The following is a 20,243-nucleotide window of genomic DNA, read 5'->3' as shown; positions in this document are numbered from 1 at the left end:
CTCAGAGCGGAGGCCAGGTTGCCCTTCGTGCGTCTCGTGATGAGCGCAGATGCGACTCGGGCCGCTACGGGACTGCCCTGACAACCCACACGAGAACCTGCCGCAGCCTGGTATGTCTCCGCACGTGCATTTCCCCCGCAGGTGACCGGTATCTCTCGTCCCCCTCCCCCGATACGTCTCATCGAAAGCCTCCCCTCTTTCGTGGCCATCACCGTGCACGAGGACCGGCCTGTCGGTCGGCATGCCGCCGTTCCGTCGGGCAGTCTCTTCCGGCGAATCTATGCTCCACGCGCGAGTGACGCGCTGGCGTTTTCCATGGCGACGTACGCCATGCCGCTCCTGGTCCTGACAATTACCGGTTCTTCGTCTTTGACAGGCCTGGCATTCGCGTTGGAGTGGACTCCGCGTATCGCGGCGTTCGTCCCCGCCGGCAACGCGGTGGACCGCCGGGGCGCGGCGATCGTCTGCTTCATCGCCTCTCTCTCCCGGGCCGCGGTGGTGGCGGTCTCGGCGGTCGCGCTGATCATGCTTCCATCGGGCACCGCCGAGACCGCGGTCGTACTGGTTCTGGCAGCCGTCACCGGCACTCTCTCCCAGTTCGGTTTCGTTGCCAACGAGGCCGTCGGGGCGGTCGTCACTCGGCGGGACCAGGCCCGGCCTCATGGGATACAGGCGGTCCTCGTCGGCATCGACCAGACCGCCACGGTCATCGGTCCGCTGCTCGCCGGCTTCCTTGTCCTGGCCGGACCGGAATGGATGCTCGGGTGCCTGAGCGCGGTTTCCCTGGTCGCCGCCGTGCTCGGTCTCCAGCTTCCGCCGACTCCGCTGCGCGCGGCACGTGCCGACGCCGCGGGAAACGACAGTGCGCTGCGCTTGGGCCTGCGCACTCTGCTGGCGCTTCCCGCCCTGGGCTGGCTGGTGGCCGGGCTGGCCTGTTCCAACCTCGCCCTCGGGCTGCTCCAGTCCGCCAGCCCGGTGATCGTGGTGAAGAGTCTCGGGCGCTCTTCCGCCGATGTCGGCGCCATGTGGTCCGCTGCCGCCGTGGCGACTCTGCTGGCGATAACGTGCTGTCGGCTCGCACTGACCCGCCTCGACCTGTGGGGGGTGGGCGTGGTGTCCGCGACGCTCGCTTCCGCCGCGGGACTGGCCATCACCCAGGCTCCGTCCTACGTCTCCTACACCGTCCTGATAGCGATGTTCATGGCGGGCGACGGTGGCCTCACGGTCGTGTTGCGCACGGTGCGTTCGCTGATCATCCCTCCGACAGCACTCGGTGCCACGCTCTCGCTGACCATGCTTCTCCTGCTGCTGCCCTTCCCCGCGGCGGGGATCCTGGTAGCGCTCACCCCGCCCCCGCACCTCGGCAACGTCATACTGGCCTGCGGTCTCGTCCAGGCCGCCGCTCTGGTCACCATCTTCATAAGGCTCCGCACCGAACCCACCCTGCGCATGGTCGCCGCCCGACGGTGAAGAGCGGCGCGTTCGCCCACCGGCCAGCCCCCTTCACGCGCGTCCGCGCCCCCGCCGCTCCGGAAGCCCCCTGCCGGGATCGCGCGGGAGACCGGAGACCGCCCGTTCCACCGTGGCATCCGCGGCCGCCGGGGGCGGCTCGCGGAACCGGCATCCACTGGTCGGGGACCGCGGGCTGGCTCTGCCCCGCGCGGGCCCCCGCGCCGGGCGTGTGGGCGGGTTGTCGCGGGCGGTTCAGAGGACGGTGGGGTTGTCGGTTCCGGCGTCCGCGCGCAGGTGGTGGTCACGGGCGAGGAGCAGATAGCTGCTGGCGGTCCACGTGTAGGCCCGGTCGCGCAGGCCGGTGCCGGTGAGGGCGTCGAAGTTCTCGGCGAAGCCATGGTTCTCGCACAGGGCCCGGAAACGGGCGCTGATGTCGTCCGCGAGCCGCTGGTGGCCGGCGCGGCGCAGGCCGTCCTCGATGAGGACGGTGGCGGGGGCCCAGATCGGACCGCGCCAGTAGCCGTCGGCGAGGTAATGCGGGGAGCTGGGAAGTTCGGTGGCGAGGCCGTACGGGGTCAGGTGGGCCTTGATGTGATCAGCCAGCACGCTGCCGACCTCGGCGGGCAGGTGCTCGCCCAGCACGATGGGCATCAGGTCGAGGAGGCTGGCGCTGCTCCAGGTCTCCCCGGTGCCTGCCGAGCGGGCGACGAACCTGTCTCCGGTCCAGAGCTGGTCGAGCAGTGCCGCCTGGATCTCCTCGGCCGTCCGCGTCCACCGGGTGACGGCGTCACGCTTGCCCAACTCGGCTGCCAGTCCCGCAAGTTGGCGAAGCTGGAGGACGAGGAGGGCGGCGAGGTCGGCGGTGACGACCACCCGTCGGGCGGCGAAGGTGGTGGCGTTGTCCCAGCCGCTGTCGTTGCCGTGCTGGTAGTAGGGCAGTGCGGCGCCGGGAACGCGCCGGGCGGTGAGCCAGAACCCGGTCCAGCGCGCAAGCCGTTCGTACACCTCGGTCAGTTCGGCCCGGTCGAGGGGGCTCGGAAGTCTGCGACGCAGGTGGCCGAAGGCCCAGCCGTGGACAGGCGGCTTGACGAAGTTGTAGAGGACCTCGGAATGGGTGACCGAGTCCGGCAGCGCGCCGCTCTCGTCCTGGTGGTCGAAGGGCAGGTGGTACTGGTCCCAGGCCAGCTCGGGCGAACCCTCGGCCAGGGCGAGGGCGTTGAAGCAGTGGTCCCAGCTCCAGACCTTGTCCATCCAGTGCTTGGACATCAGCACGCTCGGTCTGGTGACCTGGCCCTTCGCCGCCACGGTCGCCGACCAGAGGACGTAGGCGGCGAGTTCGGCGGCCGGGGTCGCGTCGGAACGCCAGGGCGCCACGGCGTCCACGAAGCCCGCGAAGGCATCCCGCGCGGCGGCCACGACGGCGTCGAAGGGCGCCACGGACACATAGGGCGGGCGGGCCGCGTCGAACTCCTCGATCGCGATCTCCCAGCAGGCGTCCGCCCGCGCGGTCACGGTGAGACCACGGTCACTGCCGGCCAGGGCCTGGGATCCGGCGGTGCCGGCGAGGACACCGGACAGCACGGTGACGCGGTACCGGCGGCCGGTCTCGTACGAGGTGAACACGTGCGCGTCCGCCGCCGGGTCGTGGAAGAAGTACGTGCCGCTGAACGGGGTCAGGGTCCGCGCGGCGGCGAGCACGGCGAAGTCCAGGCCGCCGCCGCGCAGGCGAACGGTGTCCGGCGACTCGTAGGCCAGCTCGACGCGCCCGTTCCCGCCGGTCCAGCCGAGCAGGCCCGGTGTCGCCTCGACGCGGGTCCCGGCCCGCTCGCCGCTCGCCGGGTCCAGGGGGACCAGACGCAGGACGCCGTGCATGCCGTTCTGGTGCGAGACGAGGTGGAGGTCCTCGGCGTATGTCTTCTCCGCCACCACGGGGGAGATGCCGAACCAGGATCCGTACGTGCTGAACGGGATGTCGTGGACGGAGAAGGCCGGACCGGATCGGGCGGCGGTCATCAGGCGTGACTCGTTTCTGGAGCAGGGGCGACGACCGGCCGGCGCCGGCTGTCGTGAGGGGCTGCGGGGACTCAGTCCTTGACGGCGCCGGTGGTCACACCGGCCGCCACGTAGCGCTGGGCGAGGACGAGGACGAGCGCGGCGGGCAGTGACGCCACGACGGCGGTGGCCATGATGGCGTTCCACTCCTGGTTGTTGTTGCCGATGTAGTGATAGATGCCGAGGGTGATCGGCTCATGGGCGCCGCCGTTGACCAGGGTGTTGGCGAAGACGAAGTCGGACCAGGACCAGAGGAAGGCGAACAGGGACACCGTGACGACGGCGTTGCGGCTCATCGGCAGGACGATCGACCAGAAGGTCCGCAGGGGGCCGGCTCCGTCCATGTGCGCGGCCTGGAGCAGTTCGCCGGGGATACCCGACATGAACGCGGTGAAGATCAGCACCGCGAAGGGGACGGCCAGCGTCGAGTCGGCGACGATCAGGCCGGGAACGGACTGGAGCAGGCCGAGTTGCAGGTAGATGGCGTAGAAGCCCATCGCCATGATGATGCCGGGGATCATCTGGGCGGCCAGCAGGACGAAGCTCAGGATGCCGCCGCCGCGTGGGCGCAGCTTGGCCAGGGCGTAGCCGGCGGGCGCGGCCAGGGCCGCGGTCAGCACGACGGTGCCGAGAGCGACCACGAGGCTGGTGCCGAGGTAGGGCAGTTGCTCGTGGAGGACGGTGCGGTAGCCGGCCAGGGTGCCGTGGGCCGGGAACAGGTCCGGCGGGCTCTTGCGCATGTCCTGGTCGCGGGTGAGGGACACGTTGACCATCCAGTAGACCGGGAAGAGCATGACCCCGGTCAGCAGCAGGCCGATGACGGTCTTCCCCCGTGCGCGAGCGGTGCCTCGGTTCATGACTGCGCCTGCTTTCGCTGAGCCCGGACGTAGACCAGGCCGAGGACCAGGGCGGCGACCACGAGCAGGTTGCCGACGGCGGCCCCGGGTCCGAAGGCGGGCAGGAGGTTGCCGAAGCCGAGCTGGTAGGACCAGGTGGCGAAGGTGGCCGACGAGTCCGCCGGGCCGCCCTTGGTCATGATCCAGATGATGTCGAAGACCTTGAGCGTGTAGACGAGGCCCAGCAGCAACGTGATCGCGGAGACCGGGCGCAGCAGCGGGAAGGTGACGCGCCAGAAACGCTGCCAGGCGTTCGCCCCGTCGAGGGCCGCCGCCTCGTACAGGCTCCTGGGGATGGACTGCAGGCCGCTGTGCAGCACCACCAGGTTGAACGGGACGCCGATCCAGATGTTCGCGATGATCACCGAGGTCAGCGACCAGGACGGTGAGGTCAGCCAGTTCACCGGTCCGATGCCGGCCGCGTGCAGTACGGCGTTGACGATGCCGGAGTCGCTGTTGAGCATCCATGACCAGGTGGAGGCCGAGACGATCAGCGGCAGCAGCCAGGGCACCAGGAACAGCGCCCGCAGGGTGACCGACAGCCGGAAGTGCTGGTTGAAGAAGACCGCGAGGGCCAGGCCGATGGCGTACTGGAAGACCAGGCACACGGCGGTGAACACCACGGTGTGCAGCAGGGCGGGCGCGAAGGCCGGGTCGTCGAAGATCTTCCGGTAGTTCTCCAGGCCCGAGAAGGGCGCGTCGCCCTGGACGAAGGAGCGGACGGTGTAGTCGCGCAGGCTGAGGTCGACATTGCGGTACAGCGGATAGGCGTAGAAGAGGCCGAGGTAGAGGCCGACCGGGGCGAGGAAGGCCCAGGCGGCCCACTGCCGGGAGGGCGGACGGCGCCGTTCTCGCGCGCCCGGCCGGGGCGCGGGCCGGCGGGGAGAGACCTGTCTCGTGTCGTTCATCTGCGGACCGCGTCCCTGACTACTTGACGGCCGACTGGGCCTTGGCCAGCGCGTCCTTCGGCGACTCGGCGCCACTGAGCGCGGACTGGACGGCCTTCCACATCTGCTCGGAGATCGTCGGGTACTTGGTGCCCAGGTCGTCGCTGGTGCGGCCCTTGGCCGCCCTGACCGCCGCGACCCACGGCTTCAGCTCTGCGTTCGCCGCCACCTGCTTGTCCTGGACCTTGCTGGTGGGAGCGACGTAGGACAGGGTGGTGTCGGTGTCGTAGAGGTTGGCGGTGCTGGTCAGGCAGGTGGCCAGCCGTTGGGAGACGGCGTAGCGGTCGGTGTCCCGCTGGACCGGTACGGTGACGAACTCGCCGCCGGTCGGGGCCGCGGCGGTGCCGCCGTTCGCGCCGGGTATGGGCAGCACCCCGTAGTCGAGGCCGGCCTTCTTGGCACCCGCGAGCTGCCAGGTGCCGTTCTCGCTGAACGCGTAGTCGCCGCTCGCGAACTCCTGCCAGCTGGTGGTCTGGGTGTTGTTGAGCACCGAGTTCGGGGCGTAGCCCTGCTTCAGCCAGTTCTTCCACAACGACAGGGCCGAGACGGCCTTCGGGCTGTCGAGTTCGGTCAGCTCGGCGCCCGAGCCCCAGAACCACGGCAGGAACTGGAAACTGCCCTCCTCCGTGCCGATCGCGGAGAACGTGATGCCCTTCTTGCCCGCCTTCTTCACCTTCGCCAGCGCCGCCGTCAGCGACGTCCAGTCCTTGACCGCGGCGATGTCGACGCCGGCCGCCTTCAGCACCTTCTTGTTGTAGTAGAGGGCGAGCGTGTTGGCGCCGATCGGTGTGCCGTAGGTCTTGCCACCCGACTGGCCGGCCGCGAGCAGGTTGGGGTCCGCCTCGGAGGTGTCGAGCTCGTTCTCCTCGGTCGTGGTGAGCACGCCCGCCTCGGCGAGGGTCGACACGACCGGGTTGTCGACGATGAGGACGTCCGGGGAGTTGCCCTGCTGAGCCGCGAGCAGCGTCTTGGTGCCCAGGTCGCTGGTGTCGTAGCCGGTCCGCTTGATCGTCACGCCCGCCTTGGTGCCGCACTGGTCCAGCAGCTTCGCCCAGGCCGAGGCCTTGTCGAACTGCGGGTACGGGTCCCAGACGGTGTACGTACCACCGCCGGCGCCCCTGGTGTCGGTGCCGCCCGGGCCGGAGGAGCAGGCGGTGGCGCTGACGGCGACGGCGAGGGCGGTCAGGGCCGCCGCGGTCAGACGGCGCTGTCTGATGGTGCTGTGCATGGCAGGTCCTTCGCTTTTCGGCAGGGGTGTGCCGTGAGAGGGGTGACGGAGAAAGAGCCGGGCATGCCCGGCGGCGCCGGCGCCGCCGCGGGATTCGGGTGCTCGGTGCGGTGCGACTCAGCCGCCCGCATGTCGTGGTCGGTGGTGTGCCCGCCGGTCGTGGCCGGGAATGCGCCCGTGGGGCGTGGTCGGGGGTGTGGCGGAGCAAGGAGGCCGGGGGGCCTCGGACTCAGGCGGTGCCGAAGACGGGCCCGGTGCTGGCCCGCAGGGAGATCGGCGGGGCGAGCAGGTGGTTCCGGGGGGGCGTGTCGGGGTTGTCCAGCCGTTCGACGAGGAGGTCGACGGCGAGACGGCCCATCTGCTCCGCCGGTACGTCGGCCGCGGTGAGCTGCGGAGTCACCGTCTCCGCCCACCGGCCGGCCACGACTCCCGTGACGGAGAAGTCGCGCGGCACATGGCGGCCCGCCTGCGCGAGCCCCCGGTAGAGACCTCCGAGCGCGGCCTCGTTGAGCGTGACCAGACCCGTGGTGGCCGGGTCGTCCCGCAGGATCCGCTCCAGGCACGCCTGCCCCGAGGCGGCGTCGTCTCCGCAGTTGTACGTCCGCACGGTCAGTCCACGCTCGGCCGCGGCCTTGGTGAAGCCGTCCAGGCCGCGGTGCGCGGACTCGTACCCGGCCCGCAGCAGCTGCTCGGGACGGTTGACGAAGGCGATCCTGCGGTGGCCGAGGTCCGCCAGGTGGTGGACGCACGCCTGCGCCAGAGCGGTGTGGTCGAGACCCACCCACCAGCCGCGCTCCGGGTGGGCGGTGCGGCCGATGGCGACGGAGGGGAAACCGAGGTCGGCCAGGTGGTCGACCCGGTCGTCCGCCAGCCGGATCTCCATGAGGATGGCGCCGTCGACCCGCCGCTCCCCCAGCAGCCGCTGGAAGGAGCGGTCGCTGTCCACGCCGCTCGGGGAGAGCAGGACGTCGTAGTCGTAGGCCGCGGCGGCCTCCACCACGCTGCCGATGAAATCCAGCTGCATCCCGGTGTAGTGGGTGCCCGCCGGCGGGAACACCAGACCGATCGTGCTGGTCCGGCCGTTGGCCAGGGCACGGGCGCTGGCGTTCGGACGGTAGCCAAGCTCGTCGATGACCTCCCGGATCTTGCGGCGGGTGGCGTCCGAGACGGGGCGCTTGCCGCTCAGCGCGTAGGACACGGTGCTCCGCGAGACACCGGCCCTGCGGGCGATCTCACCGATGTTCACCGAGAACTCCTTGCTCGAACCGGTTCGATACCCCGCGAGGCAGAGCGTCCGACCCGTAGGGATGCTGGGCGAAGAGACAGAACGGTCACCGGTCGTCGAACCGGTTCGCGTGAAGTGAACGTAGGAACAAGCGGGGCGGCTGTCAACACCCCAAACGGTTGCCGCAGGGAAATCGGGGCGTTCCATGAACGTCGCCGCGTCCGCTCGTACCAGAGGTATTGCTGCGGAATTTTCCCGGTGCTAGCTTCTGCGAACCGGTTCGACACGCCCTCCCGCGACCGATACCCCTTCCGCACAGCCCGTCGCGTGCGGTTCGCCACCACCACCTGGGTCAGCCGCCTCGCCTCCGCGGGGCCATCTGATCGAACCGATTCGGCATCGTGACACCTCGGACAGGCCTCGCGGCAACGGCATGCGGACGAGCAGCCGGGGCGGAGGCAGGCAGACCGGGACCCGTTACTCAAAGGATCGAGGACGCCATCCATGTCATCCGCTGACCGACCGGCCCGGCGCCGGGCCCCGGCCGCCGTGGCCGTGGCCCTCGGCGCGGGCGCGCTGGTAGCGCCGGCCGTCCCCGCACAGGCGGCCGAGGCCCCCCGGCCCGTCGTCCACTACACCTTCGACCAGGACGACCTCTCCTCCGGAACCATCGGCGACAGTTCCGGCAACGGTCTGACCGCGACCCTGGTGAACTCCTCCACCGCCCGGTCCGTCGCCGGCGCCGTCGGCGGCAGGGCGCTGGACCTGCCCGGCGGAGCGCCCGGCTCCGACGGCGCATACGTCCGGCTGCCCCGTGAAGTGCTGGGCGACGCGAGCGATCTGACGGTCTCGGCCCGGGTGAGATGGAGCGGCGACCAGCCGGCCTGGCAGCGGATCTTCGACCTGGGCACCGACACCGGCAAGTACCTGTTCACCACGCCCAGCAACGGCAGCGTGCTGCGCACCGCCGTGACCACCGGCGGCGGGGGCGCGGAGGCTCAGGTCTCCGGTTACGCACCGCTGCCCGCCGACGGCTGGCGGACCGTCACCGTCACCCTCGACAGCACCGCCCGCCGGGTCACCACCTATCTCGACGGCGTGGCGGTCTCCTCCGCCGCGACGATCGTCAACGCCAAGGACCTGCTGGACAGTTCGGCCACGTCGGCCGGCTGCATCGGCAGGTCCTTCTACCAGGACCCGCTGTTCAAGGGCGCGATCGACGACTTCGCGGTCTGGCACTCGGCACTCACCCCCGAGCAGGTCGCCGGCACGGTCGCGAACGCCCCGACGCCGCAGGAGCTCTCGAAGGTGTCCTTCGACGTCCGTACGACGACCGGTACCGCCCCGTCCCTGCCCGGCACGGTGCGCTCCTCCTACTCCGACGGCTACGACCGCGACACACCGATCACCTGGGACGCCGTACCGGCCGGGAAGTACGCCGGGCCGGGCACGTTCACCGTGGCGGGAACGGCGGCCGGGCGCACCGTGCGGGCGACCGTCACCGTCGTCCGCGAGGGAGAGCTCACCGTCGATCTCTCCTCGGACACCGGCGCCTTCCACGGCGGCGCCTCCGGCACGCTCTACGGCGTGTACGGGCCGGGCGTCCCCACCGACAACCTCATCGAGGGCATGGGCCTGCGTACGGTCGCGACCAAGGCGCAGGACGGCCCGCAGCACCCCGGCGCCGACGCGCTGGACGTGGTGAGGCCGCTGGCCGACTCCACCGACGGCGACGTGGTACGTCTACATGACCGACATCCACCGGGGCTTCCCGTACGAGTGGCCGGGCGACACCCCGGCCGCGAAGCTCGAGCAGTACGAGGAGAAGATCACCCAACAGGTCGACCAGGTCCTGCGACTCCCGGAGAAGTACCAGGACAACGTCGTCTTCGTGCCGTTCAACGAGCCCGAGGGCAACATGTTCGGCACCGGTGAGTGGAGTTACGACAAGGTCAGCTGGCTGGACGATCCCCGGGCCTACTTCGCCGCCTGGGACGAGGTCTACCGGCTCATCAAGGCCAGGATGCCGAACGCGCGCGTCGCGGGCCCCAACACCAGCGTCCTGTACGGCCAGGTGAAGGGCTTCCTCAGCCATGCCCTGGCCGCCGGCACGCTGCCGGACGTGATCACGTGGCATGAGCTGAGCCACCCGGAGGCGGTGCGCCAGAGCGTCACCACGTACCGGACGTGGGAGAAGGAGCTGTTCAAGGGCACCGACCGGGAGGGCACCCAGCTCCCCGTCAACATCGACGAGTACGCCTTCAACTACCACACCTCGGTGCCCGGCCAGCTGGTCCAGTGGGTGTCCGCGATCGAGGAGTCCAAGGTGGACGCCGACATCGCGTACTGGAACATCGACGGCAACCTGTCCGACTCCGCGGTGCAGGCCAACCGTGGCAACGGCCAGTGGTGGCTGCTGCACTCGTACGCCTCGATGAGCGGGCACACGGTGACGGTGACCCCGCCGTTCCCCGGCCAGAACTACACCCTGCAGGGGGTCGCCACGCTGGACGAGCACAAGAGACAGGCCCGGCTGGTCTTCGGCGGTTCCGACGGCAAGGGGCACATCACCTTCGCGGGTGTCCCGAGGCAGGTCTTCGGGGACCGTGTGCACGCCTGGGTGAAGGAGATCGAGTGGAGCGGGCAGGTCGGCGACAGCTCCGGGCCGAAGCTGCTCACGGAGACCGACCTGAAGGTCAGTGACGACGGCAAGGCCGTCGTCGACTTCGGCGACGGCGCTCTGCCGCCGCTGAAGGAGTCCTCGGCGTACGAGATCGTCCTCAGCCCGGCCGGGAAGGCGAGAGCCACACAGTCGTCACCCGTGCGCTGGCAAGGGTCGTACGAGGCGGAGGACGCCGCTCACACGGGCTCCGGCTACTCCAGGAACGGCCCGGAGGGGTCACCGGGCGACGTGTCGAAGTTCTACACCTCCGGCGGGTACGACGTGGGCGGCCTGCGTACCGGCTCCGACGTCGCCCTCGACTTCACCGTGGACGTGCCCGAGGACGGCACCTACGACCTGAGCGTCTTCGCCAACTCCCTCAACACCTACGACAAGGTCAGGGAACAGGGCCCCACCAACGTCTTCCTGCGCGTGGACGGCAAGGCCGCCGGCGAGCAGGAGCTGTACCTGCCGCTCGGCTACAAGTGGGTGGTGTGGGACCACACCGACACCAAGGTCCGCCTCACCCAGGGCAGGCACACCCTCACGCTGGCCGCGCAGAGCCTCGACGGCAAGCGCGCCACCAGGGGCGACGCCATCGTCGACCGGCTCACCCTGTCCCTGCCCGCGGCATCGGCGACCACTCGGACATACGAGGGCGAGCTGGCCTGGCTGGGCGGCGGCGCACGGCCCGTCTACGACCTGCCGAAGCACACCGCGGCCCCCGCCACCGGCGCGGGCGCGGTCCGGCTCGCGAAGAACCAGACCGCCACGTTCTGGGTGTACTCCCCCGCCGACCGCGAGGCCACCCTCGGGGTCGACGCCCTCGCCGGCGCGGACGCGCGGCTGTCCGTCAACGGGCACGAGGTCATGCACGTGACCAAGGCCAGGCACAAGGTGGCCGTCTCCCTGTCGGGCGGCATCAACAAGGTGACGCTGACGGGCGGTTCGGCCACCACCCTGGTCGACCGGCTGACGGTCACCCCGACCGACGGCACCCTCACCTCGCGTACGTACGAGGCGCGGGACGCCACGCTCACGGGCTCGGCCACGCTGACCCCGCTGTCCCTGGCGACCGACGGCACGGCCATCACCGGGATCGGCGGCGACCCCGGCAACCACAACACCGCGACGTTCACGGTCGCCGCGGACAGGACCGGTCTGTACGCGCTGCGCATCCGCTACGCCAACCCGGAGCAGTCGCAGGCCACCCACTACAACCCGGACCCGCTCGCCCGGCACGCCGACATCACCGTCAACGGCGGTGACCTCCAGCGCGTCGGCTTCCCGCACAGCTTCCACCAGAACAACTTCTGGGAACTGACCGTCCCGGTCCACCTGAGGAAGGGGGAGAACACCGTCACGTTCCGCGCCGAGGAACTGCCGGACTTCGACGGCACCACCTACGCCTCGGACACCTTCCCGGGGATCCTGCTCCGCTCCCGCTGGGCGCCGCTGATCGACCGGATCGTCGTCGCGCCGTACGCGAAGGAGGTGCGATGAGGTGAGGGGCGGCGGGCCGCCGCACACCACGGTGGGCCCCCGCCGTCCCCGGCGCGGGCCCACGGTGGTGTGCGGTCAGCCGACGAACTCGCCGACCGCCGCCTTGAGTTCGGCCAGTCCGCGCTTCGCGTCGGTGAAGAACATCCCGGTCCTGGGACCGGTGTAGAGCTCGTTGTCGATGCCCGCGTAGCCGTGGCCCATCGAGCGTTTGATGACGACGACGCTCTTCGCCTTGTCCACGTCGAGGATGGGCATCCCGGAGATCGCGTTGCCGGGCCTGCGGGCGGCGGGGTTGGTGACGTCGTTGGCGCCGATGACCAGGGCGACATCCGCCTGCGGGAACTCCGGGTTGACCTCGTCCATCTCCTTCAGCTGGGTGTAGGGCACGTTGGCCTCGGCCAGCAGCACGTTCATGTGCCCGGGCATCCGGCCGGCCACCGGGTGGACGGCGTAGCTGACGTCGACGCCGTGGTCGGTCAGCAGCTTGGCGAGGTCGCCGAGTTCGTGCTGGGCCTGGGCGGCGGCGAGACCGTAGCCGGGGACGAAGACGACCTTCCGCGCATACGCCAGCTGGATCGCCACGTCGTCCGCGGAGACCTGGCGGACCTGGGCCGGGGCTCCGCCCGGGCCGGTCGCCGTCGGCACGCCGTCACCCGTACCGAAGCCGCCGACGACGATGTTGACGACGGACCTGTTCATGGCGTTGGCCATCAGCTTGGTGAGGATGCCGCCCGAGGAGCTGACCAGCATGCCGGCGACGATCAGGGCGGTCTCGTTCAGGACGAAGCCGGCCATCGCGACCGCGGATCCGGTGAACGCGTTCAGCAGGGCGATGACCACGGGCATGTCGGCGCCGCCGATGGGCAGCACCATGGTCACGCCGAACAGCAGCGCGACGGCGGTCAGTCCGTACAGCGCGGTACGGGAGTCGGGGGCCAGCACCAGCCAGACCGTGCCGGCGACGAAGGAGGCCGGCAGCAGTACGTTGAGCAGCCGCGCTCCCGGGAACACCACCGGCGCCCCGGACACGACGCCCTGGAGCTTGCCCGCCGCGATGAGCGACCCGGAGAAGGTGACCGCGCCGATGACGATGTCCAGCGCGCCGGGAAGGGACACCCGGGCGCCGAGCGCGGCCGCGTCATCGGCCTGAAGCAGATCGTTGACCGCGATGAGCGCCGCCGCGCCGCCGCCGACGGCGTTGAAGACGCTGACCAGCTGGGGCATGGCGGTCATCCTGACCTCGCGGGCGGCGTACAGGCCCAGCGCGGCACCGATGAGGCCGCCTGAAGCGAGCACGAGCCAGCCGGTCGTGGTGATGGTGCCCTCGTGGATCACGAGCCAGACGGTGGCGGCGATCGCCACGGCCATCCCGCCCGCGGAGAGGGCGTTGCCGCGGCGGGCGGTGCGGGGATGGTTCATCAGGTGCAGGCCGAGGACGAAGCAGACGGCCGTGGCGAGGAAGACGTAGTGGACGGCGTTGGAGACGGTGTCCATGGTGGTCACACCTCGGCCTTCGGGTTCTTCGGGGTCTCGGGCGGCCTGGCCCGGAACATCTCCAGCATGCGGTCGGTGACGGCGTAGCCGCCGACCACGTTCATCCCGCCGAACACCATGGCCACGAAGGCGAGGAGGTAGCCGAGCCAGGTGTGCGACCCGGCGGCGATCAGCATGGCGCCGATGACGACGATGCCGTGCACCGAGTTGGAGCCGGACATCAGGGGCGTGTGCAGGGTGGCGGGCACCTTGCTGATCACCTCGACGCCGACGAGGACGCTCAGCACGAAGACGGTGATCGCGGTGAGGAGGTCGAGGTCGTTCATGAGGGTTCACCTCCGAGGAGGGCGCTGGTGATCTCGTCGTCCGGGTCGAGGACGAGCGCGCCGTCGCGTACGAGGTGACGCAGCAGGGCGACGAGGTTGCGGGCGTAGGCGGTGGAGGCGGCGGTGGCCATGGCGGACGGCAGATGCCCGGCGCCGACCAGGGTCACGCCGTTCGGCAGGATGTCGGTCTTGTCGGGTTCGGAGTCCTCGACGTTGCCGCCGAGTTCGCTCGCGGCCAGGTCGACGACGACCGAGCCGGGGTGCATGCGGTCCAGTACGGCGGAGGTGACCAGGAGCGGGGGTTTGCGGCCGGGCACCTGGGCGGTGGTGATGACGATGTCGGAGCGGGCGATGTGCGCGTCCAGCGCGGCACGCTGCGCCTGCTGCTCCTCGGACGTCAGTTCCCTTGCGTAGCCGCCCCGTCGAGCGTCCGGTTCCTCCTCAGCAGGGCTCTGGATGTCGAGGAACCGGGCGCCCAGTGACTCCACCTCCCCTCGTGACGCGGGGCGTACGTCGTACGCCGTGACGACGGCGCCGAGGCGGCGGGCCGTGGCGACGGCCTGCAGTCCCGCCACTCCGGCGCCGAGGACCAGGACCTGCGCTGGACGCATGGTGCCCGCCGCGGTGGTGAGCATCGGCAGGAAGCGGTCGTAGGTGTCGGCGGCCAGCAGGGCGGCCTTGTAGCCGGCGACGTTGGCCTGTGAGGTGAGCGCGTCCATGGACTGGGCGCGGCTGAGGGTGCGGGGCAGCAGATCGAGGCTCACCGTGCGCACGCCGCGCCGGTGCAGGCCGGCGACCAGGTCGGGGTGGCGCAGCGGTTCGAGCAGGCCGATCAGGGTCTGCCCGGAGCGCAGGGCCTCGGCGGTCTCCGGGTCGGGCGGTGCCACGCACAGGACGGCGTCGGCCCGGGCGTACAGCTCGTCCGGGGGTACGACGGTGGCGCCCGCGTCGGTGTAGTCGGCGTCGGTGAACCAGGCACCCGAACCCGCCCCGGTCTCGACCAGGACGTCGGCGCCGGCCCGGCGCAGAAGGGTGACGGCCTCGGGGACGAGCGCGACGCGGCGTTCGCCGGGTGCCCGCTCCCGTACGGCGCCCACGGTGACGGTGGCCATGATCTGCTGCCTCTCCCCGCGGCCCGGCGCATCCGCCGGGCCGCGGAACTCTCAGAACCGGAAGACGAGCCGGGCCTCGGCCCGTCCGCCGAGGACCTCGTCGAAGGCGTCGTTGACCTGGTCGAGGCGCCGGGGTTCGGCGATGACCTGGGTGCGTCCGACGGCGTGCAGCGCGAACACCTCGGCCAGGTCCTGGCGGGTGCCGACGATGGAGCCGATCACGGAGATGCCGCCGAGGACGGTCTCGAAGATCGGCACGGTGACCGCCGCGTTGTCGGCGGGCAGGGCGACCATCACGAGGCGTCCGCCGCGGTTGAGCGACCGGTAGGCCTGCTCGAAGGCCTTCGGCGCGGCGGCGAGCACCACGGCGACATCCGCGCCGCCGGCCTTCTTGATCTCCTCGACCGGGTCGTGGGTGCGGGCGTTGACGATCTGGTCGGCGCCGAGCCGGTGGGCCAGGCCCAGCTTGTCCGGCTCCAGGTCGACCGCGGTGACCAGTCCGCCGACCAGCCGCGCGTACTGCACGGCGAGGTGGCCGAGGCCGCCGACGCCGAAGACGGCGACCCGTTCGGCGGGCACCACCCGGGCGACCTTGATCGCCTTGTAGGTGGTGACGCCGGCGCAGGTCAGCGGGGCCGCGTCGAAGGACGTCACGCCGTCGGGGACCGGAACGGTCGCGCCCGCGTTCGCGACGGCGTACTCGGCGTAGCAACCGTCGACGGAGTAGCCGGAGTTGACCTGGGACTCGCACAGGGTCTCCCAGCCGGAGACGCAGTAGCGGCAGGTGCCGCAGGACGAGCCGAGCCACGGGACGGCGACCCGCCTGCCGAGGAGGTCCTCGGAAACGCCGGCGCCGACGGCCTCCACGGGGCCGATGCCCTCGTGGCCGGGGACGAACGGCGGGTGGGGCTTGACCGGCCAGTCGCCGTGGGCGGCGTGGATGTCGGTGTGGCACAGCCCGGAGGCCTCCATGCGGACGAGCACTTCGCCGGGGCCGGGGGTGGGGACGGGCAGGTCCTGGATTTCCAGGGGCTTGCCGAAGTCGGTGACGACCGCTGCCTTCATGATCTGCTCCTCAACTGGTGTGGCGTTCGGGCGCCTTGGTCCGGGTGACGAAGCGCAGTCCGTCCCCGGCCGCGAGGGAGAAGCCGCCCGGGGTGCCCGGTTCGACGTCCAGGACGAGGCGGGGGCGGCCGAGCGCCTCGTACTGGTCGGCGTTCATGTGGAAGGTGCAGCCGTGCACCACGCCGACGAGCATGTCGCCCTCCCCCAGCAGGAACTCGCCGTTGGGGAAGCACATGGGGTCGCTGCCGTCGCAGCAGCCGGCGGACTGGACGAACATCACCGGTCCGCCCTGGGCGGCGAGCAGGGTGTCGATCGCCCTGCGGGCCGCCCGGGTGACGGTGATGCGTCCGGCGGTGCCGTTCTCGACGATCGCCGAACTGACGGACATGTCACCGCGCTCCTTCTAGAACAGCCCCATCGGCTTGGTGCCGTAGCTGACCAGGAGGTTCTTGGTCTGGCTGTAGTGGTCGAGCATCATCTTGTGCGTCTCGCGGCCGATGCCGGAGACCTTGTAGCCACCGAACGCGGCACCCGCGGGGTACTGGTGGTAGCAGTTCGTCCAGACCCGGCCGGCCTTGATGGCGCGGCCCATCCGGTAGGCGAGCGCGCCGTCGCGGGTCCACACGCCGGCGCCGAGGCCGTAGAGCGTGTCGTTGGCGAGGGCGAGGGCCTCCGCCTCGTCCTTGAAGGTGGTGACGGCGAGGACGGGTCCGAAGATCTCCTCCTGGAAGACCCGCATCCTGTTGTGGCCCTTGAGCACGGTCGGCTCGTAGAAGTAGCCGTCCGCGAACTCCCCTCCGAGTGTGGTCCGGTGGCCGCCGGCGAGAAGTTCGGCGCCTTCCTTCACGCCGATCTCGACGTACGACGCGATCTTCTCGATCTGCTGCTTCGACACCTGGGGACCGATCATGGTCTCGGTGTCGAGCGGGTCGCCCTGCTTGATGGCGCGGATCCGCTCCAGGCAGCGGCCCATGAACTCCTCGTAGATGTCCTCCTGGATCAGGGCGCGCGAGGGGCAGGTGCAGACCTCGCCCTTGTTGAACGCGTACAGGACGAGTCCCTCGACGGCCTTGTCGAGGAAGTCGTCGTCCTTGGCGGCGACGTCGCCGAAGAAGATGTTCGGCGACTTGCCGCCCAGCTCCAGCGTGACGGGGATGATGTTCTGGGCCGCGTACTGCATGATCAGGCGGCCGGTGGTGGTCTCGCCGGTGAAGGCGACCTTGGCGATGCGCTTGTTGGCGGCGAGGGCCTTGCCGATCTCGGCGCCGGGTCCGTTGACGACGTTGAGCACGCCGGGCGGGACGATGTCGCCGACGACCTCCATGAGCTTGAGGATCGACCACGGGGTCGGCGAGGCGGGCTTGATGACGGTGGCGTTGCCGGCGGCGAGGGCCGGGGCCAGCTTCCACGCGGCCATCAGCAGCGGGAAGTTGAACGGGATGATCTGTCCGACCACGCCCAGCGGCTCGTGGAAGTGGTAGGCGATGGTGTCCTTGTCGATCTCGGTGATCTCGCTCTCCTCGGCGCGGATCGCGGCCGCGAAGTAGCGGAAGTGGTCGGCGGCCAGCGGGATGTCGGCGGCCAGGGTCTCGCGGACCGGCTTGCCGTTGTCCCAGCTCTCGGCGACGGCGAGTTCCTCGCGGTGGGCGTCGATGGCGTCGGCCATCTTGTTGAGGACCGCGGCGCGCTGGGCGGTGGAGGCCTCGCCCCACTTGTCCTTGGCCGAGTGCGCGGCGTCCAGGGCGAGTTCGATGTCCTCGGCCGCCGACTTCGGGATGTCGCAGATGGGCTTGGCGGTGGCCGGGCACAGGTTGGGCTTGTACTCGCCGGTGGTGGGTGCCTCCCACTTGCCGCCGATGAAGTTCTCGTAGCGTGGGGCGACGTCCACGACGCTGCCCGGGGTGCCCGGAGGCTGGTACTTCATGACCGTCCCCTTCTCTCTCCCTGTCTCGTCCCGTTTCGAGCACGACGAGTGGTGGTGCTCTCAGGACGCTAGGAGCGGAAACGCTGCAACACCGCTGCATCCGTGCGGAGCTGGGGGAACGCGGGCGTCGCGGGGGCCAGTGCGCGAGCGCGGGCGGCCGCGGCGGCGCGCTGCGGGGAGCCGCCGGGAAGGGTGTGGGCGAGCGCCGCCCAGGCGCCCGTGTCCTCGGCGCCCCAGGTCGCGCCGACCCAGCGGCGCAGCAGGCCGGCGTCCCCGGCGGCGAGTACGGCTGCGCGCAACTGCTGCTCCAGGCACCTGCGTTGCTCTACGACGACGGGTGCCTCGGAGCACGGCAGCAGCGGGCCGCGATAGCGGTCGAGCGCCTCGTGGACGCGGCCCGCGGCCAGCAGCCGGGACACGTCGTCGGCGTCGGTGCGTGCGGGGCGGAGCAGGGTGTACGGGCGGGACCCGAGCAGATCCGCACCCAGCACGGCACGCAGCCGGGTCATCTCGGCGCGCAGTGTGGAGGCCGGGATCTCGCGCTCCGAGAGGTCCACGGCGAGCTGCTCCCCGGTCATGCCGCGGCCGACGAGCGCGAGGGCCAGCACGATCTCGCTGTGCCGCGGGCTGAGTCGGACCACATGGTCCCCGTACTCCAGCACGGCGTGGTCCCGGCCCAGCGCCGAGAGCCGCATCTCACCCGGAGCCGCGTCAGGCCCCGGGAAGGGTACGGAGGCGGGTGAGCGGGCGAGTTGCGCCTCGGCCGCCAGCGCGGCGCCGCGTACGGCGGCCAGGGCCGGGGGTGTGGCGATGGTGGCGCCGCCAGACAGGTCGACCACGCCGACCACCCGTCCGGTGACGGGATCGCGCACCGGGGCGGCGGCGCAGGACCAGTCGTGCACGGCGGCGCTGTAGTGCTCGCCGGTGACGATCTGCACGGGGCGCCCCAGCCGCAGGGCGGTTCCGGGGGCGTTGGTGCCTGCGGTGCGTTCCGCCCAGCCGGCTCCCGCGACGAACCGCATCCGCTCGGCCCGCCTGATGGCCTGCGCGTCCCCCTCGACCCAGAGCAGGGTGCCGTCCGCGTCGCCGACCGCGAACACGTGCCCGTCGTCGGCGGCGCCGGGACCCAGGAGGTCACGGAAGAGGGGCAGTACGGCGGCGAGCGGATGCGTCAGGCGGCAGGCGTCCAGCTCGGCGGGGGGCCGGAGCAGCGGGGGCGGGTCGCCGCCGTCGGGTCGCATCCCGCCGGCCGCACAGCGCCGCCAGGAGTCGGCCACGAGGCCTCGTACCTCCGGCCCCCGGCCGGCCGAGGTCACGAACCGTTCGTGAGCGGCACGCAGCAAAGCGACCGCGCCGGCACCGGAAGCGTCCATGGCTCCACCCTCTGCACGTCCTGCTCGACGGCTCGTGTCAAGGCTGCTCCTTGCCGGGAGCCGGCCACAGAGGCCGAACGGCACCTGTACGAGGGCGATCGGCCCCTGGGCACGGTCCCGCGCCCTGTGGCTCCGCTCGGAGTGGTCTGCGCTGGGCACCCGCACTGACTCGGCCCGGGTCCCGTCAGAGAGCCGGGCACAGGGGTGCCGCTCCGGCTGCGGTCGCGGCGGCCGGTGCGGCGGGCAGGTGCCGCCCGGACCGGACGCCGGTCCCGCAGGGCCGTTCGGCCCTGTGACCGAGGGCCGCCCTGTCCGAGAGTGGAGAAGTGAGAGAAGTGAGAGGAGGGGGACCGAGGTGCGGCCTGCCGGAGGCCTGGCACCCGGCTTCGTCGGCCCGGGCCGCGTGACGTGGCAGCCAGGCGGACGAAGCTGCGGCCGGCATCCCACAGGCGCGTGGAGGCAAGGAGAGAGCGATGTCGCACACAGAGCAGTGGAAGGTCCGTCTCCACCTCTTCGAGGACGAGGACGGGACGACGAAGGCGCAGGTGGTGCTGGACACCGGTACCACCGAGCTCATCGGCCGCGGGACCGCGCACTGCAACCCCGCGGACACGAATGTGCCGGAGATCGGCGACGAACTGGCCGCGGGCCGGGCCATGGAGGATCTCGGCCACCAGTTGCTGCACATCGCCGAGAACGATGTCCAGGGCGTGGCCGGCCCCCGGACGACCACCGCGCAGAGCGCCGGCTGGCCCATGTAGTCCGCACGGGTCCGCGGACCGGCCTGGCACCCGGCGCCACGCCGGGTGCCAGGCGCGCCGTGGCCGACGTCCGGTTCCCCACGCCCGCCGAACCGGGGCACAGGTCACAGCGAGGCCCATGGCGCGCCGTGGCCGGCAACCGGTCCCCCGCGCCGGTCGAACCGGGGCACGCGTCACAGCAGGCCCGTCGGCACGCCCTGGCCGACAGCCGAGTCCCCGTACC

14 protein-coding genes and 1 pseudogene are annotated in these 20,243 nt (G+C 71.1%); 3 read left to right on the top strand and 12 right to left on the bottom strand.

Going from position 1 to position 20,243, the window contains the following annotated elements; genetic code table 11:
• Positions 1-201: 201 nt before the first annotated feature.
• On the top strand, positions 202-1,470 hold the full coding sequence (locus tag LQ326_RS04490; RefSeq protein WP_234532743.1) for an MFS transporter: 1,269 nt from the start codon (positions 202-204) through the stop codon (positions 1,468-1,470).
• Between the two features lie 234 nt (positions 1,471-1,704).
• Here the strand turns inward: LQ326_RS04490 and LQ326_RS04485 are convergent, their stop codons facing one another.
• The 5 genes from LQ326_RS04485 to LQ326_RS04465 all read right to left on the bottom strand — a co-directional run bounded on the left by LQ326_RS04485 (position 1,705) and on the right by LQ326_RS04465 (position 7,821).
• Complete coding sequence (locus LQ326_RS04485; protein WP_234532740.1) at positions 1,705-3,465, bottom strand: amylo-alpha-1,6-glucosidase; 1,761 nt, start codon at positions 3,463-3,465, stop codon at positions 1,705-1,707.
• A 71-nt stretch (positions 3,466-3,536) separates the two neighbouring features.
• Positions 3,537-4,361: a carbohydrate ABC transporter permease gene (locus tag LQ326_RS04480; protein ID WP_234532738.1), complete on the bottom strand. Its 825-nt coding sequence runs from the start codon at positions 4,359-4,361 to the stop codon at positions 3,537-3,539.
• Positions 4,358-5,308, bottom strand: coding sequence for a carbohydrate ABC transporter permease (locus tag LQ326_RS04475; protein ID WP_234532736.1), 951 nt, complete (start codon positions 5,306-5,308; stop codon positions 4,358-4,360). Before LQ326_RS04475 ends, LQ326_RS04480 begins: the two co-directional genes overlap by 4 nt.
• A 19-nt stretch (positions 5,309-5,327) precedes the next feature.
• Positions 5,328-6,575 (bottom strand): sugar ABC transporter substrate-binding protein, encoded by a 1,248-nt coding sequence (locus LQ326_RS04470; protein ID WP_234532734.1) that lies wholly within the window; start codon positions 6,573-6,575, stop codon positions 5,328-5,330.
• A gap of 229 nt (positions 6,576-6,804) precedes the next feature.
• A complete protein-coding gene (locus LQ326_RS04465; protein WP_234532732.1) occupies positions 6,805-7,821 on the bottom strand; it encodes a LacI family DNA-binding transcriptional regulator in 1,017 nt (338 codons plus the stop codon).
• Positions 7,822-8,304: 483 nt separating this feature from the next.
• On the opposite strand from LQ326_RS04465, the pseudogene LQ326_RS04460 reads away from it, so the two are divergent.
• Positions 8,305-11,965, top strand: a pseudogene (locus tag LQ326_RS04460) (LamG-like jellyroll fold domain-containing protein).
• Between the two features lie 75 nt (positions 11,966-12,040).
• Here LQ326_RS04460 and LQ326_RS04455 read toward each other — a convergent pair.
• The 7 genes from LQ326_RS04455 to LQ326_RS04425 form a co-directional block, all read right to left on the bottom strand.
• Entirely contained in the window at positions 12,041-13,459 is a 1,419-nt protein-coding gene (locus tag LQ326_RS04455; protein ID WP_234532719.1) for an NAD(P)(+) transhydrogenase (Re/Si-specific) subunit beta, read from the bottom strand.
• A gap of 5 nt (positions 13,460-13,464) precedes the next feature.
• Entirely contained in the window at positions 13,465-13,785 is a 321-nt protein-coding gene (locus tag LQ326_RS04450; protein ID WP_234532717.1) for an NAD(P) transhydrogenase subunit alpha part 2, read from the bottom strand.
• Complete coding sequence (locus LQ326_RS04445) at positions 13,782-14,897, bottom strand: NAD(P) transhydrogenase subunit alpha (RefSeq protein ID WP_234532715.1); 1,116 nt, start codon at positions 14,895-14,897, stop codon at positions 13,782-13,784. Before LQ326_RS04445 ends, LQ326_RS04450 begins: the two co-directional genes overlap by 4 nt.
• Before the next feature lie 51 nt (positions 14,898-14,948).
• Positions 14,949-15,962, bottom strand: coding sequence for a zinc-dependent alcohol dehydrogenase (locus LQ326_RS04440; protein WP_234532713.1), 1,014 nt, complete (start codon positions 15,960-15,962; stop codon positions 14,949-14,951).
• 10 nt (positions 15,963-15,972) lie between these two features.
• Complete coding sequence (locus tag LQ326_RS04435; protein ID WP_234532711.1) at positions 15,973-16,350, bottom strand: DUF779 domain-containing protein; 378 nt, start codon at positions 16,348-16,350, stop codon at positions 15,973-15,975.
• 15 nt (positions 16,351-16,365) lie between these two features.
• Positions 16,366-17,886 (bottom strand): aldehyde dehydrogenase family protein, encoded by a 1,521-nt coding sequence (locus LQ326_RS04430; protein ID WP_234532708.1) that lies wholly within the window; start codon positions 17,884-17,886, stop codon positions 16,366-16,368.
• A gap of 68 nt (positions 17,887-17,954) precedes the next feature.
• Positions 17,955-19,259 (bottom strand): sigma-54-dependent transcriptional regulator family protein, encoded by a 1,305-nt coding sequence (locus tag LQ326_RS04425; protein ID WP_234532707.1) that lies wholly within the window; start codon positions 19,257-19,259, stop codon positions 17,955-17,957.
• 473 nt (positions 19,260-19,732) lie between these two features.
• Here LQ326_RS04425 and LQ326_RS04420 point away from each other — a divergent pair, with 473 nt between their 5' ends.
• Positions 19,733-20,020 (top strand): DUF1876 domain-containing protein, encoded by a 288-nt coding sequence (locus LQ326_RS04420; RefSeq protein WP_234532705.1) that lies wholly within the window; start codon positions 19,733-19,735, stop codon positions 20,018-20,020.
• The last annotated feature ends 223 nt before the right edge of the window (positions 20,021-20,243 follow it).

Source organism: Streptomyces shenzhenensis (assembly GCF_021462265.1).
In the GTDB taxonomy this organism is placed as follows: Bacteria; Actinomycetota; Actinomycetes; order Streptomycetales; family Streptomycetaceae; genus Streptomyces; species Streptomyces shenzhenensis.
Note: the sequence above shows the minus strand (reverse complement) of the source record. Positions and strands in the feature narration are given on the sequence as shown.

Bases quoted from the DNA above. Each gene is read 5' to 3' on its own strand.
- LQ326_RS04485 (WP_234532740.1), bottom strand. From the start codon at position 3,465: ATGACCGCCGCCCGATCCGGTCCGGCCTTCTCCGTCCACGACATCCCG.
- LQ326_RS04480 (WP_234532738.1), bottom strand. From the start codon at position 4,361: ATGAACCGAGGCACCGCTCGCGCACGGGGGAAGACCGTCATCGGCCTG.
- LQ326_RS04475 (WP_234532736.1), bottom strand. From the start codon at position 5,308: ATGAACGACACGAGACAGGTCTCTCCCCGCCGGCCCGCGCCCCGGCCG.
- LQ326_RS04470 (WP_234532734.1), bottom strand. From the start codon at position 6,575: ATGCACAGCACCATCAGACAGCGCCGTCTGACCGCGGCGGCCCTGACC.
- LQ326_RS04455 (WP_234532719.1), bottom strand. From the start codon at position 13,459: ATGGACACCGTCTCCAACGCCGTCCACTACGTCTTCCTCGCCACGGCC.
- LQ326_RS04450 (WP_234532717.1), bottom strand. From the start codon at position 13,785: ATGAACGACCTCGACCTCCTCACCGCGATCACCGTCTTCGTGCTGAGC.
- LQ326_RS04445 (WP_234532715.1), bottom strand. From the start codon at position 14,897: ATGGCCACCGTCACCGTGGGCGCCGTACGGGAGCGGGCACCCGGCGAA.
- LQ326_RS04440 (WP_234532713.1), bottom strand. From the start codon at position 15,962: ATGAAGGCAGCGGTCGTCACCGACTTCGGCAAGCCCCTGGAAATCCAG.
- LQ326_RS04435 (WP_234532711.1), bottom strand. From the start codon at position 16,350: ATGTCCGTCAGTTCGGCGATCGTCGAGAACGGCACCGCCGGACGCATC.
- LQ326_RS04430 (WP_234532708.1), bottom strand. From the start codon at position 17,886: ATGAAGTACCAGCCTCCGGGCACCCCGGGCAGCGTCGTGGACGTCGCC.
- LQ326_RS04425 (WP_234532707.1), bottom strand. From the start codon at position 19,259: ATGGACGCTTCCGGTGCCGGCGCGGTCGCTTTGCTGCGTGCCGCTCAC.
- LQ326_RS04420 (WP_234532705.1), top strand. From the start codon at position 19,733: ATGTCGCACACAGAGCAGTGGAAGGTCCGTCTCCACCTCTTCGAGGAC.